Here is a 15,050-nt window from a genome sequence, read left to right as displayed (position 1 = left end):
AACGTGAAAGAAAGAACAATACAACCTGTTAATAACGGATTGAATGGCAATATTACAATCCCAGGTGATAAATCCATTTCACACCGTGCTGTTATGTTCGGTTCTATTGCAGAAGGGAAAACAACAATTAAAGGTTTCTTGCCCGGTGCAGACTGTTTAAGTACGATTTCATGTTTTAAAGAAATGGGAGTAGAAATTACGCAAAACGGTGATGAGGTTACTGTAGTTGGTAAAGGATTAGAAGGTTTACAAGAACCGAAAGCTGTATTAGATGTTGGTAATTCTGGTACAACAATCCGATTAATGTCAGGTATATTAGCTAACACACCATTTTTCTCTTGCGTACAAGGTGATGAATCTATCGCAAAAAGACCGATGAAGCGTGTAACAAACCCATTAAAACAAATGGGCGCAAACATAGACGGCCGAGAAGAAGGAACATTTACACCGTTAACAATACGTGGCGGAGATTTAAAAGCAATTGAATATATTTCTCCTGTTGCAAGTGCACAAGTAAAGTCAGCTATTTTACTTGCAGGTCTTCGTGCAGAAGGTGTAACAGCTGTTACAGAACCACATATTTCACGCGACCATACGGAAAGAATGCTCGAAGCATTTGGTGTTAAAGTAACTCGCGAAGGGAAAACAGTGAAGCTGTCAGGTGGACAAAAATTAACAGCAACAGACATTCAAGTGCCCGGTGACGTATCATCCGCAGCATTTTTCTTAGTAGCAGGTGCAATCATCCCAAATAGTAAACTAGTATTACAAAATGTAGGAATGAATCCAACCCGTACAGGTATTATTGATGTTTTAGAAAAAATGGGTGCTACGTTCACTGTAGACCTAATTAACGAAGGGGCATCAGAACCAGCTGCAAATATTACAATCGAAACATCTTCATTAAAAGGAATTGAAATTGGCGGAGATATTATCCCTAGATTAATCGATGAGATTCCTGTAATCGCATTAGCGGCAACGCAAGCAGAAGGAATTACAGTAATTAAAGATGCACACGAATTAAAAGTAAAAGAAACAAACCGTATTGATACAGTCGTTGCTGAGTTAACGAAACTAGGAGCTCGAATAGAAGCAACTGATGACGGTATGATCATTTACGGAAAATCAGCTCTAAAAGGCAATACAGTAAATAGTTATGGTGATCACCGTATCGGAATGATGCTTGCAATTGCTGGCTGCCTAGCAGAAGGAAAAACAATTATTGAAGATGCAGAAGCAGTAGGTGTATCATATCCTACATTCTTTGACGAACTTCAAAAGTTAGCTAAATAAAAAGGGTGGAAAGCAGATACGTGATGTATCTGCTTTTTTGTTAAAACGTCCTTGTAATTTCACTTACCGAACTATAATAGTGAGAATTATGATACAATTCAAAAAGGGAATGGAGGAGAATTATATGAATGTCATACAATTAAAAGAAGATAAATTCAGAGAAGCATTACGTTTATCAGAATACGCTTTTCAATATAAAGTAGATGAGGAACGATTACAGCAGCAACTTACAAAAATGAAGGAAAGTCATGAAATATACGGCATTATGGAAGGGAAAGACTTAGCTGCAAAACTACACCTCATCCCGTTTCATATTTACATAGGTAAAGAAAAATTTAAAATGGGTGGCGTTGCAGGAGTAGCGACGTATCCAGAGTACAGAAGAAGTGGGTATGTAAAAGAGCTACTTCAACATTCACTTCAAAGAATGAAAAAAGATGGCTTTACAGTCTCTATGTTACACCCATTTGCTGTTACATTTTACCGTAAATACGGCTGGGAACTTTGTGCGAATCTTCTCGTATGTCATTTGACAAAGAGTGATTTAGTTATGAAAAAACAAGTGAATGGTACTGTGAAACGTTTCAATAAAGAAAATCACCCAGAAGAGGTCGAGAAGCTTTATGAAACATTTGCAGAACGTTTTTCTGGTATGCTAGTTCGCAATGAAAAATGGTGGTTACAAGCTGTTTATGAGGATTTAACATTAGCAATTTATTACGATGAAAATAAAACTGCAGCCGGCTATATGTTATATAAAATAGAAAACTATAAAATGACAGTAGATGAATTTGTTCCACTGCATAATGAAGCACGAAATGGTCTATGGAATTTTATTTGCCAGCATGATTCTATGATTAAAGAGCTTGAAATGACAGTAAGTGAAAACGAACAGTTGTTATATACATTGCAAGAACCACGTGTGAAAACAGAAATAAAACCATATTTTATGGGAAGAATTGTAGATGTAGAGCAGTTCTTAAAACAGTATGAGTTAAACTGGAACAATGTACAACAAGAAGTCATTTTACATATTACAGATTCATTTGCACCGTGGAATAATGTATCGGTGAGACTTGCAAATTATGAAATAGCAATTATAGAAAAACCAATGGATAAAGGGATCAACCTAGATATAAATGCACTATCTACAATACTGCTTGGATACAAACGCCCATTAGAACTAAATGAATTAGAATTAATTAGCGGAAGCGAAGAGGAAATACGGGCATTTGAGAATGTAGTACCAGTGCGCAAGTCGTTTATTTATGATTTCTTTTAATTTGCATATAAGATGGAGTTGTTTCGAACAAAATTTTGGGATAGCTCCATCTCATTGTATTAATTTTTGTCGGTAAGTTGATATATCCTGAAAATCGCTGATATAATTTTATTCACATACAAGAGAATAGAATCGCAACTATACGTTGTCACGCACTTGACTTTTATTCCCTGTAATTTATAATTAAAAACGGAATGAATTTTCATTCCTGAAAATAGAGGTGGAAAAAATGGCTAAAAACAAACAAGAGGATATTTTTGATGCTGCGATGCAACTTTTTGCAGAGCGTGGTTACGATGGTACGACAATTCCAATGATCGCTGAAAAAGCAAATGTCGGTGCGGGTACTATTTATCGCTATTTTGAAAATAAAGAGGCGCTTGTTAACTCATTATTTTCAAAAAGTATGTTACAGCTTTCTGAAATGATAAAAACGGATTTTCCTGTTGAAGCAAATATTCGTGAACAGTTTAGTCATACGTATAACCGTTTATTTGAATTTGCGAGAAACAATGTGGATGCTTTTTTATTTACAAATTCTCACTGTGATAGTTATTTTCTTGATGAGCAGAGTAAGAAAATATTTGACGATTTTATAGGCTTCTTTATGAATATTATTGAAGATGGAATCGCAAAAGGTTTGCTTCGTCCATTGCCTCCAGTTGCTTTAATTATTATTGTATATCAACCGTTAGAAAAATTAACGAAAGTAATTGCAACAGGGCAATTAGAATACTCGAAAGAGTTAGTAAAAGAATTGGAAGAAAGCTCTTGGAACGCTATTAGAATCATTTGATTCTATAGCTTTATAAGGACAGGAATGAATATTCATTCCTAAATAGAATTAAAAAATGAGAGTAGGAGAGGGTATTTGTGCAACTAAAGGAATGAATATTCATTCCGGAAAGACTGGTTTAATAGAGTGTACAAAATAATGTAATAGAATAATAGGAATGAATATTCATTCCGTAACTAACGTAAATTTTAATCGCGGGAGATGATGCAAATGAGTAAGCTGAAAAATTGGAGAAGTTTATCTTTTCTATTATGGATAGTTATTACCATTACAATGATCGTAACGATGCCTAATATGGATAAATTAGTGAAAGAAAAAGGGCACATTACGATTCCTAATACAGAACAAAGTAGTATTGCTGACAAAATGATAAAAGAAATGGATAAAGACGGGACAGAAAAGTATGACATTATAGTTGTTTTTAATAGTGACAGTAAAACAGCTTTAACGACTGAGCAAAAAGAGGAAATAATAAAAACAATCAACGCTTTGCAAAATGAAAAAGAACAATTAGGAATTAAAGAAGTTGTTTCACATTTAGATAATAAAGAATTAGAGAAACAATTAGTTTCTAAAGATAATACGACTATTTTAACGCAAATATCGATAGATAAAAAGCATGGTGAAATATCGAAAGTTACTAATAAGCTTCATAATAAAGTGAAAACGAAAGGGGTAACAACGTACTTAACAGGAAGTGATTTAATAGCAGGAGATTTCCTTACATCTTCTCAAGAGGGAGTGAAAAAGACTGAAGTTATTTCAATCATTTTCATTCTTGTAATATTAATCATTGTATTCCGTTCACCTATTGTTCCAATTGTTTCTCTTCTTACTGTTGGGGTATCATATTTAGTTTCAATGGGGATTATTGCTCATTTAGTAGATCAATTTAATTTTCCATTTTCTAACTTTACACAAGTGTTTGTCGTTGTTGTCCTGTTTGGGGTTGGAACAGACTATAACATTTTATTATTTACGAGATTTAAAGAAGAATTAAGTAAACAAGAAAACGCATTTTTGGCTACGAAAGAAACATTTAAATCGGCAGGGAAAACCGTTTTATATAGCGGGATAGCAGTACTAATTGGTTTTGCATCTCTTGCTTTAGCGAGTTTTAAACTATATCAATCTACTTCAGCGGTAGCAATTGGTGTCGCAGTTTTATTACTAGTATTAACTACGTTAAATCCGTTTTTTATGGTGCTTTTAGGAAAAGGGATGTTTTATCCCGTTAAAACATTTAAAGGTCATGAAGACAGTCGTCTATGGGGATTCTTTGCGAAAAACTCAGTAGTGAGACCATTTGTAGCTTTAATTATTGTATTCGTGATATCAATTCCTTTCATATTAAAGTATTCTAATACACTTAATTACAACGATTTATTTGAAGTAGACAATAAATATGAGTCGAAAATGGGGATTAACGTAATAGAAGAACATTTTCCACCTGGTTTTTCTTCACCAAGTACGTTAGTCATTCAATCGAATAACAAGTTAGATGAGGCGAGTTCGCTTCAAGCTTTAGATGAACTAACTGATAAGATTTTGAAAGTAAAAGGTGTTTCAGAAGTATATTCACCGACACGTCCAACTGGTGATAGGATTAAAGAACTATATATAAATAAACAAGCGGGTGAACTAAATACAGGTTTAGGAGATGCCAATGGTGGTATAAAGGAAATTAATGATGGATTAACTACTGCGAAAGATAAGATGGGTAATAAGGACTCAAATAGTCTTGCGAACGTTCAAAAGTTAATTGATGGAACAAATGAAGCGAAAAGTGGTGTATCAGCATTAGGAACAGCTTTAAATCAACTATCCAATGGCATAAATGACGGAGCACAAGGTGCGCGGCAAATTGAGAGTGGGTTAACTTCAGTAAATGAAAATATAAGTGTATTATCTCAAGCAACTTCACAACTTCATGCTGGCTATACACAGTTAGAAAAAGGTTTAAGTTCTTACGATCAATACTTCGGAAGTATTTCTCAAGCGATTGACGGTGCGAAGAAAGGTTATGAACAAATTGAAATGTTAATGACCAATTTCATTCAAACGAAACCAGAATTAGCAAATGATCCTAACATTCTGCAGACGATAGGAATTGCTAAAGAGGCTCAAAAGCAATTAGGTGGGCTTTCAAATGAATTAAATAAATTGAAAGCGCAGCATAATGCGGCGATGGGATCATTTAAAGAAGCGAATCAATCGTTATTGAAAGTGGATAATGGCTTAAAAGAAATGAACAATGGAGTTACTAAGTTACAAAAAGGAGCAGCTGATCTTAAAAATGGATTAAATGAAGGTGCTTCAGGTTCAAAACAAATTGCGAACAAGTCATCTGAGTTACAAACCGGATTAACGAAAATAAACGATGGGCAAGGTCAGCTATTAACCGGACTGAAAGACTTGCAAGAACAGATGGGTCAATTACAATCCGGACTAACTAAAAGTACAGAAGGCCTTGAAAAGGTAAGTAATGGCCTAGGGGATGCTCAGAAATATTTAGGAGAACTGAACGAATCAAAAAGCTCTGAGAAATTCTATATTCCAAAAGAAGTTTTGGAGAGAGAAGATTTCCAAAAAGCTTTGAATACGTACATGTCACATGATAGAAAGACTGCTAAAATGACAATCATTTTAGACGTAAATCCGTATTCAAAAGAAGCGATGCCAATTATTCAAGAAATCAATAACACAATAGATGGTACTTTGAAGGGGTCGGAATTAAATCATGCGAAAACAGCAATCGGAGGAACGACAGCTAGAAACGTTGATTTAAAAGAAGTAACTGGGCAAGATTTCTTACGTACAGCTACAATTATGTTAATTGGAATCGCGATTGTATTAATTGTGATTACACGTTCATTATTAAACACCATCTTTATTATTGGATCGTTACTATTAGCTTACTTTGCATCATTAGGGATAAGTGAACAAATTAGTACGCATATTTTACATGTAGATTCATTAAGCTGGAATGTTCCATTCTTTAGTTTCATAATGATTGTCGCTTTAGGAGTGGATTATAGTATTTTTGTAATGATGAGATACAATGAGTTAGAAGGGGACCCAGCGACGAAAATTGTAACTGCTTCTCGTCATATCGGAGGAGTCGTATTATCAGCGGCACTTATTTTAGGTGGTACATTTGCTGCATTAATCCCTTCAGGTGTATTAACGCTTATACAAGTAGCATCCGTAGTTGGCGTTGCGTTGTTACTATTAGCTATCATTGTGATGCCAATATTGTTACCTGCTTTAATAGGTTTAACGAGTAAAATGAAGAATTATGCAAAGAAATTAAGTGAAAGAAAATAAAAGAATCCCCTTTTAAAAGTAACTGTTTCAGTTATGGGAGAGAACATATAAAATAACACACAAATTAGGAATGTAAATCACATATGATTTAGCATCCCTTTTTTAATTGTTATTGCATTGTTTAAGTACTTTTATCTAGTTAAATTGCAAAGGAAGAGAAAAAGAAAACAGTAAAAACACCAGCGCAACGATTGGGGATTACTGACAAAGTATTTGATTTAAAAGATATAATTTACTTTAGATAGTTCACTCAAATAATGGTGGACTATCTTTTTTAAAAGGTAAATGGGAATTTATGTTGAAATAATGATAGAGATTGTGAAAAAAATGTTCTTAAACTAACGGTCAGGTTACTTTAAGAAGGATTTTTCAAAGGAAATGTTGAATATCGTATTTTGAAGGAGTGATTGCAGTGGAGTAAGTAATTTTTTAAATCTTGGTTAAATACTTTGAAGGAAGGGATTTATAAATATGAATACAAAACTAATAATAGTAGAAGGTTTACCTGGATTTGGAAAATCGACCGCTGCAAAGCTAATAAATGAAATTCTAAGCCAAAATAAAATTGAAGTTGAACTATTTTTAGAGGGGAATTTGAATCACCCCGCCGACTATGATGGTGTATCTTGTTTTAATAAATTTGAATTCGATAGATTAGTATCTAACAGTGGAGATTTTAAAGAAGTGCTTCTTAAAAGAGTTTTAAAAAAAGGAAGCAATTATTTATTACCATACAGAAAGATAAAAAATGAGTTTGGTGACCAGTTTTCGGACGAATTATGTAATGATATTTTTAAAAACGATATATATGAATTGCCATTCGATAAAAATGTTGAATTAATTGCTGACAAATGGAATGACTTTGCTGAAATTGCTCTAGAAGATAATAAGGTTTATATTTTTGAATGTTGTTTCATACAAAATCCATTAACAATTGGGATGATTAAATACGGTGAACAAAAAGAAAAAATAATAAATTATGTAATGAAAGTTGCAAAAATCATAGAGAATTTAAATCCAATGTTATTTTATGTAGAACAAGATGATCTTGAATTTTCATTTAGGAAGGCATTAAAAGAAAGAAATCCAGAATGGTCCACAGGAATTGTCGACTATTACACGAACCAAGGCTATGGGAAAGAACATAACCATTCAGGGGTAGAAGGAGCGATAAAAGTTCTTGAAGCTAGAAGGAATTTAGAGTTAGAAATATTCGATATGTTAAAAATGAAAAAAGAAAAAATCAATAATACAAAATATGAAATTGACTCATATAGGTCAATGTTAAAAGATAAGTTAACAATACAAATGGTGAAATAGCTTTTTACACTACCTGGTGCTTTAGTTGGAGAAGGAAATGAAAACGCTCAGAATATTTTCTGAGCGTTTTAGTTTGCTATTTATAATGCGAAATGCATACAAATTATTGTGTTATTTCAATTGATAAACATAATGCTCCAATTATAAATGTTTTTTCAAAATGAATCCTCTTTAAAACGTGTATGTAACTTTAATCTAATTAAAAACAAAGGTTTTATTCGAGTTTGGAAAGAAAGGAATAGCAATCAACCGTTGCTATTCATCCAGCTTCTACTATATAATAGCTATAGTCTATAATAATTGAGTCGTAATATGCGATTTTTTAAGACAATCGGTGAGAAAACGCTGAAATAAGCGGTATTAGTAGGAGGACACAAATGATTACAGTAAGTAACGTTAGTTTGCGTTTCGCGGATCGCAAATTATTTGAAGATGTTAACATAAAATTCACGCCAGGTAACTGCTACGGTTTAATCGGAGCAAACGGTGCTGGTAAATCTACATTTCTAAAGATTTTATCTGGGGAAATTGAACCATCAACAGGTGACATACATATTACGCCAGGTGAGCGTCTAGCAGTATTAAAACAGAACCATTTCGAATATGAAGAGTTCCCAGTATTAGAAACAGTAATTATGGGTCACACGCAACTTTACAAAGTAATGCAAGAGAAAAATGCTATTTACATGAAAGAAGACTTTAGTGATGAAGATGGAATGCGCGCTGCTGAACTTGAAGGTGAGTTCGCTGAGCTTAACGGTTGGGAAGCTGAGTCAGAAGCTGCAATTCTTCTTAAAGGTTTAGGTATTGGTGAAGATCTTCATGATAAGAAATTGTCAGAATTAACTGGGGCAGAGAAAGTAAAAGTATTACTTGCTCAAGCTTTATTCGGTCAACCTGACATTCTATTATTAGATGAGCCTACCAACCACTTGGACTTAAAAGCGATTCAATGGTTAGAAAACTTCTTAATGAACTTTGAAAACACAGTTATCGTAGTATCCCATGACCGTCACTTCTTAAATAAAGTATGTACGCACATGGCTGACCTTGATTTCGGTAAAATTCAACTTTATGTTGGTAACTATGACTTCTGGTATGAGTCAAGCCAATTAGCTTTAAAATTAACACAAGATGCTAATAAGAAAAAAGAAGAGAAAGTAAAAGAGTTACAAAACTTCATTGCACGCTTTAGTTCAAACGCTTCTAAAGCGAAACAAGCAACTTCTCGTAAAAAATTATTAGACAAAATTACATTAGATGATATTAGACCGTCATCACGTCGTTACCCATTCGTTGGCTTCACACCTGAGCGTGAAGTAGGAAATGACTTATTAACTGTTGAAGGTCTTTCTAAAACAATTGATGGTGAAAAAGTGTTAGATAATGTGTACTTCACTTTAAATAAAGGTGATAAAGTTGCATTTATCGGCCGTAACGATATTGCGATGACAACATTATTTAAAATTCTTATGGGTGAAATGGAGCCGGATAGCGGTTCATTCAAATGGGGTGTTACAACCTCTCAATCTTACTTCCCAAGAGATAACTCTAAGTACTTTGAGAACAGTGATTACAACTTAGTTGAATGGTTACGTCAATTCTCTCCACAAGATGAGTCTGAAAGCTTCTTACGTGGTTTCTTAGGCCGTATGTTATTCTCAGGTGAAGAAGTTAAGAAGAACGTTTCTGTATTATCTGGAGGCGAAAAAGTTCGTTGTATGTTATCTAAAATGATGTTAAGTGGTGCGAACGTAATCACACTTGACGATCCAACGAACCACTTAGACCTTGAGTCAATCACAGCATTAAATAACGGTTTAATTGCATTCAAAGGTACAATCTTATTCACATCTCATGACCATCAGTTCGTGCAAACAATTGCAAACCGCATTATCGAAGTAACACCAAACGGCGTAATCGATAAAGAGGCTACTTATGATGAGTTCTTAGAAAATGAGGAACTTCAAAAACAAGTAGATGCAATGTACAAAGGTCAATAATATATAATGAAAAAACTCGCTCTTTTTAGAGCGAGTTTTTTTGTCGAGAAAACGTAACATCGCTGGTCGGTCAAATGAATAATTATTCAAATATAATATTAATGAACAGGAGAATTTTTTCATGTATGAAGGGATGTAATGACTTTAAGATTTAAAGAGTTAGTTGAAGAAGGGAAATGTAAGTGGAGTAATATAATCAAATCGTATTATTTTGTCATGTGAAATATGTACCAAATTTGGAGATAGAATAGTTTGCGAATGAGTTTATAAAGGTATATAGTATGGGGTGTCATAATTAGTGGATGAATCTTGGGGGAAAACAGGAAATGTTACAAATTTATTTTGTTAAATAGAAACCAAGGTCAAAATGTCTAGAAAGAAATAGTTGAATAAATACTAGCTTCAAATTATAATTACTAATATTCTTCATATAGTTAAATAAAGATAATCTATTTGAAGAAGAAAATTTGAATAGAGAGACAGACTTATAAAAAAATAAGCCTTGGATGATCAAAAGAGGTGGAGAAATGAAACAGTTCTTATTAAAGAGCAAAAGCGTGTTAAGCAATCATTTTGGATTCTTTCTGTTTGCCGTTATTTTATTGTGGCTCAAAACATATGCAGCTTATGTAACGGAATTCAATTTAGGAATTTCAAACACAATTCAAAAATTCTTGCTGTTTTTTAACCCGCTTAGTTCAGCAGTTCTATTTTTAGGACTTGCATTATTTGCAAAAGGGAAACGATCTTATATTTGGTTAATTATCATTAATTTGTTATTGTCGATTCTTTTATACGCAAACGTAGTATACTATCGCTTTTTCAGTGACTTTATTACGTTCCCGACATTAACACAAACGAATAACTTTGGAGATTTAGGTGGTAGTATTCTTGCGTTGCTACATCTTTATGATCCATTATACTTCTTAGACACGATTATATTAATTGTGTTAGTCGCAACAAAATTTGCAAATCCAAAACCAATTCGTGTTGCGAAGCATAAATTATCTCTAGTATTTGTAGCAGGTATTTTATTATTCAGTGTTAACTTAGGTCTTGCAGAGTCTGACCGTCCTGAATTATTAACAAGAACGTTTGACCGTAATTATATTGTGAAATATTTAGGTGCATACAACTACACAATTTATGATGGAATTCAAAGTGCGAAAGCATCGACAGAACGAGCATTAGCTGATGGCGATAATATGACAGAAGTACGAAATTATTTAACATCAACTTATGCAAGTCCAAATCCTGAGTATTTCGGTAAAGGAAAGGGAATGAACGTAATTTACATTCATTTAGAGTCATTCCAAAACTTCTTAATTGATTACAAATTAAATGGTCAAGAAGTTACACCGTTCTTAAACTCATTTACAAAAGATGCGAATACACTTTATTTTGATAACTTCTTCCATCAAACAGGACAAGGGAAAACATCTGATGCGGAGTTTATGTTAGAGAATTCAATGTTTGGTTTACCGCAAGGTTCTGTCTTTACAACGAAATCTCATAATACGTATCAATCAGCACCAGCTATTTTAGGACAACAAGGATACACATCAGCAGTATTCCACGGTAACTACAAAACATTCTGGAACCGTGACGATATTTATAAATCATTTGGTTTTAATAAATTCTTTGATGCGTCATACTACGATATGAATGAAAAAGACGTAGTAAACTACGGGTTAAAAGATAAACCGTTCTTTAATGAATCTATTCCGTTATTACAAACGTTGAAACAACCGTTCTATACGAAGTTTATTACGTTATCGAACCATTTCCCTTATCCAATCGATAAGGCAGAAGCAACGATTGAACCAGCAACAACAGGTGATTCATCAGTAGATACGTACTTCCAAACAGCACGCTATTTAGATGAATCTGTAAAAGGCTTCATCGATTACTTGAAACAATCTGGTTTATATGATAACTCAATTATTGTTATGTACGGAGACCATTACGGTATTTCAGATAATCATAACGCAGCAATGTCAAAAGTAATGGGTAAAGAAATGAACTCATTTGAAAATGCACAGTTACAACGTGTACCATTAATCGTTCGTGTACCAGGAGTGAAAGGTGGCGTACAACATCAATACGGTGGTGAAATTGACGTTCTTCCAACGCTATTACACTTACTAGGTACAGATACAAAGAATTATGTTCAATTCGGTTCTGATTTATTATCACCAGATCATAAACAAGTCGTTGCGTTCCGTAACGGTAACTACGTAAGCCCAACAGTTACTGCACTAAACGGCAAATACTATGATACAACTACTGGAAAACCTGTAGAATTTACAGATGAAATAAAGAAAAATGAACAAATGGTTCAAAACTCACTAAAATACTCTGACCAAGTCGTGAATGGTGACTTATTACGATTCTACACACCGGAAGGATTCACTCCAGTAGATCGTTCGAAGTATAACTATAACAACCGCGATAAAAACAAAACGAAGGTAAAAACGACTCCGGAAGGGGAAGCTAAATAAATAATAAAAGGCGCTATTCATATGGATAGCGCCTTTTATTTGTAAATATACCATCATTATGAGACAGAACCAGCTGTTGCTTTTTGTTTAGCCTTTCCGAAGAAAACTACACCGATGATGATAATAATGATAAATGCCCATTTAACGAAAGGGTTACTTTCGAAAAATCCAGCGAACCATTTCTCATCTACAATCATTTTCGCGGCAGTATAAGCTAAAACGGCTGCTCCAATCGTAATGATGACAGGAAAACGATCTACCCATTTTAAAATCAATGTACTGCCCCATACGACTACTGGAATAGACACTAATAATCCGATGATTACTAAAGAAAAGTTACCATGGGCAGCTCCTGCAACAGCGAGTACATTATCGATGCCCATTAACGCATCAGCAATAATAATGGTTTTAATAGCAGACCAAAATCCTTCTTCGGCCTTAATATCATGATCTTTGCCTTCAGCAATTAATTTATAAGCAATCCATATAAGGAGTACACCACTAATTAGAAGTAGCCCTGGTATTTTTAACAACCAAACAACAACTAAGGTAGCGAGGGCTCTAATCGCGATTGCCCCGATAGTTCCCCATATAATAACTTTCTTTTGCTGATCTTTCGGTAATCTTCTTGCTGCTAATCCAATTACAATGGCATTATCACCGGCTAACACTAAATCAATTACAATGATGGCAAGTAGGGCGGACAAATATTCGGCTGAAAGAAAATCCATATACACATCACTCCTTAAGAGTAATATGTGCTAAAGTGTTGATAATATAAAAAATAGGATTGAATTTGTATATTCAATCCATAATTTCTTACTGTATTTTGATATATGTTTTAATTTCGTATAAGTCGCTTTTGTATTCTTTTTTGTTTATCGGTTCGCTTTCTTAATTTTCGATTCATCTTTTTAATGCGGTTTTCTTTTCTATTATCCCAGTTATCACTTCGAATTTTACTAATAGACTTATCTGTCTTAGCACGAAAACGTCTTACTTTTTTCACGAAGGAAAGGGGTGTTTTGCCGATAACACCTTGTTTTTCTAACGAATCCTCTTTACCTAGACACCAATCAGGATGAGATAATAAATAGTCGAAATCAAATATTATCCCGTATTCTTTATCCATATATGTATACCATTCATCTAAAGTACACTTATTTTTTGTATGTAAATATGTTGATCCATCAGTCATAGCACAGCACCAATAGTCAAAATAGCTCCATAGTACCCATTCTTTCGGTACATCTAGTGTTAAAATTACCATTTTTGAATTTGTTCTACCCCAAGCTTTATGATTTCGATTTGGGTAATTATTTGCTTCCCAGACCCAAATAGGATAGTTACCTTCGTAATGAGGCAATCTTGTTTTAGCGACGCGCACCATCCAGTCATATGAATATACATCGTCTGGATCGATGAATTCTTTATTACCTTCTAAATAACCAAGTTTCTTAAATTGTTTCCATGCTTCTTCAGTTTGTACTGTATATACGATCATATGGCACCTACTTATTTAAACTAAATTATAGTATAACATGTGATTTTGAATTTTTATTGATATTAGAGAAGGGGGAGTTTGAGTCGAATATACGAGGAGTAATTCCCAAAATGATAAAAAGACTTGATTCCCAGCTAAAGGAAATCAAGTCTTTTCATTACATACGATTATCATGCCAGAAGTTTAATGGGAAGTGTTCGTTCTCATTATATGCTTCTAATTCATATCCTTTTTCTTTCAGTCCTTTAATAATTCCAGGAACTGCTTTTACTGATTGTGGATGAATATCATGCATAAGGATAACTTCTGTTGGATTTGTAGCACCATGTAACACGTTTTCTACAATTTTAGCAGATGCAGCATCAACTTGCATTTTGTTATATTTCCAGTCTAAAGAATCAATTGTCCAATCCCAAACTTTTAAGCCATTTTCTACAACTTTGTTGCGAAGAGCTTCGTTTAATCCTGGCATAGAGCCGTAAGATGGACGAGTTAATACTGGTGATTTACCTAAAACACCAGCGATTAAGCCTTGGTCTTCCTTCATTTCATCTACGTAATGACCTTCAGTGTAAAGTTTCTTGTAGTTATGAGTCATACTGTGCATCCCAACGTAGTGACCTTCAGCATCTTCGCGTTTTACAAGATCAGGGAAAGCTTTTACGTTTGAACCAATTAGGAAGAATGTTGCTTTTGCATTTTCTTTCTTTAACATATCTAAAAGCTCAGCTGTGTATTTTCCAGGACCGTCATCAAATGTTAAATAAGCGACTTTTCTAACTTGCCCGTTATAATGTTTTGGAGCTTCTTTCGGAGCAAGAGATGTTTGAATCTCACTTACAAGTTGAACAGATTTTGCTTCATCCTCTGTACTAGCTAGAGCAGTATGTACTGATCCAAAAGCCACTTCGTATGTGAATAATACCCCCGCACAAACTAACATAGCCCTTTTTACTAAAGTTGTCATTCGAATTCCATTGTGCATAATTTTCCTTCTCTCTATAAAAGTTCTACTCTACTATAT

General features: G+C 33.9%; 10 protein-coding genes. 7 read left to right on the top strand and 3 right to left on the bottom strand.

Annotation, left to right across the window (positions count from 1 at the left end):
- The first annotated feature begins 3 nt into the window (after positions 1-3).
- The 7 genes from aroA (at position 4) to ltaS (ending at position 12,522) form a co-directional block, all read left to right on the top strand.
- On the top strand, positions 4-1,293 hold the full coding sequence (gene aroA / locus AC3WVZ_RS13035; RefSeq protein WP_000664630.1) for a 3-phosphoshikimate 1-carboxyvinyltransferase: 1,290 nt from the start codon (positions 4-6) through the stop codon (positions 1,291-1,293).
- A gap of 124 nt (positions 1,294-1,417) precedes the next feature.
- Positions 1,418-2,575 carry a GNAT family N-acetyltransferase gene (locus tag AC3WVZ_RS13030; protein WP_063220327.1) on the top strand — a complete coding sequence of 386 codons (1,158 nt, stop codon included), beginning with the start codon at positions 1,418-1,420 and terminating at the stop codon, positions 2,573-2,575.
- A gap of 229 nt (positions 2,576-2,804) precedes the next feature.
- On the top strand, positions 2,805-3,371 hold the full coding sequence (locus AC3WVZ_RS13025; protein ID WP_001107309.1) for a TetR/AcrR family transcriptional regulator: 567 nt from the start codon (positions 2,805-2,807) through the stop codon (positions 3,369-3,371).
- A gap of 210 nt (positions 3,372-3,581) precedes the next feature.
- On the top strand, positions 3,582-6,698 hold the full coding sequence (locus AC3WVZ_RS13020; RefSeq protein ID WP_233936453.1) for an MMPL family transporter: 3,117 nt from the start codon (positions 3,582-3,584) through the stop codon (positions 6,696-6,698).
- 471 nt (positions 6,699-7,169) lie between these two features.
- Positions 7,170-8,018, top strand: a complete 849-nt coding sequence (locus AC3WVZ_RS13015; protein ID WP_233936452.1) for a P-loop NTPase family protein — start codon at positions 7,170-7,172, stop codon at positions 8,016-8,018.
- Between the two features lie 377 nt (positions 8,019-8,395).
- Complete coding sequence (locus tag AC3WVZ_RS13010; protein WP_000633864.1) at positions 8,396-10,021, top strand: ABC-F family ATP-binding cassette domain-containing protein; 1,626 nt, start codon at positions 8,396-8,398, stop codon at positions 10,019-10,021.
- A 527-nt stretch (positions 10,022-10,548) separates the two neighbouring features.
- The gene (gene ltaS / locus AC3WVZ_RS13005; protein ID WP_000808770.1) at positions 10,549-12,522 is read left to right on the top strand and encodes a lipoteichoic acid synthase; all 1,974 of its coding nucleotides are present in this window, start codon (positions 10,549-10,551) and stop codon (positions 12,520-12,522) included.
- A 56-nt stretch (positions 12,523-12,578) separates the two neighbouring features.
- Here the strand turns inward: ltaS and AC3WVZ_RS13000 are convergent, their stop codons facing one another.
- From AC3WVZ_RS13000 to AC3WVZ_RS12990, 3 genes are all read right to left on the bottom strand, one after another.
- The gene (locus tag AC3WVZ_RS13000; protein WP_233936451.1) at positions 12,579-13,253 is read right to left on the bottom strand and encodes a TerC family protein; all 675 of its coding nucleotides are present in this window, start codon (positions 13,251-13,253) and stop codon (positions 12,579-12,581) included.
- Positions 13,254-13,363: 110 nt separating this feature from the next.
- Complete coding sequence (locus tag AC3WVZ_RS12995) at positions 13,364-14,026, bottom strand: DUF3841 domain-containing protein (protein ID WP_063220330.1); 663 nt, start codon at positions 14,024-14,026, stop codon at positions 13,364-13,366.
- A 157-nt stretch (positions 14,027-14,183) separates the two neighbouring features.
- Entirely contained in the window at positions 14,184-15,011 is an 828-nt protein-coding gene (locus AC3WVZ_RS12990; protein WP_000551452.1) for a peptidoglycan-N-acetylglucosamine deacetylase, read from the bottom strand.
- Positions 15,012-15,050: the final 39 nt, after the last annotated feature.

The organism is Bacillus sp. CPT56D-587-MTF, from assembly GCF_058792335.1.
The sequence above is the reverse complement of the archived record's forward strand: the minus strand, read 5'-3'. Positions and strand labels throughout refer to the sequence as shown.

Coding starts and splice junctions, on each gene's coding strand:
- AC3WVZ_RS13020 (WP_233936453.1), top strand. CDS start 3,582: ATGAGTAAGCTGAAAAATTGGAGAAGTTTATCTTTTCTATTATGGATA.
- AC3WVZ_RS13025 (WP_001107309.1), top strand. CDS start 2,805: ATGGCTAAAAACAAACAAGAGGATATTTTTGATGCTGCGATGCAACTT.
- AC3WVZ_RS13000 (WP_233936451.1), bottom strand. CDS start 13,253: ATGGATTTTCTTTCAGCCGAATATTTGTCCGCCCTACTTGCCATCATT.
- AC3WVZ_RS12990 (WP_000551452.1), bottom strand. CDS start 15,011: ATGCACAATGGAATTCGAATGACAACTTTAGTAAAAAGGGCTATGTTA.
- AC3WVZ_RS13010 (WP_000633864.1), top strand. CDS start 8,396: ATGATTACAGTAAGTAACGTTAGTTTGCGTTTCGCGGATCGCAAATTA.
- AC3WVZ_RS12995 (WP_063220330.1), bottom strand. CDS start 14,026: ATGATCGTATATACAGTACAAACTGAAGAAGCATGGAAACAATTTAAG.
- AC3WVZ_RS13030 (WP_063220327.1), top strand. CDS start 1,418: ATGAATGTCATACAATTAAAAGAAGATAAATTCAGAGAAGCATTACGT.
- AC3WVZ_RS13015 (WP_233936452.1), top strand. CDS start 7,170: ATGAATACAAAACTAATAATAGTAGAAGGTTTACCTGGATTTGGAAAA.
- ltaS (WP_000808770.1), top strand. CDS start 10,549: ATGAAACAGTTCTTATTAAAGAGCAAAAGCGTGTTAAGCAATCATTTT.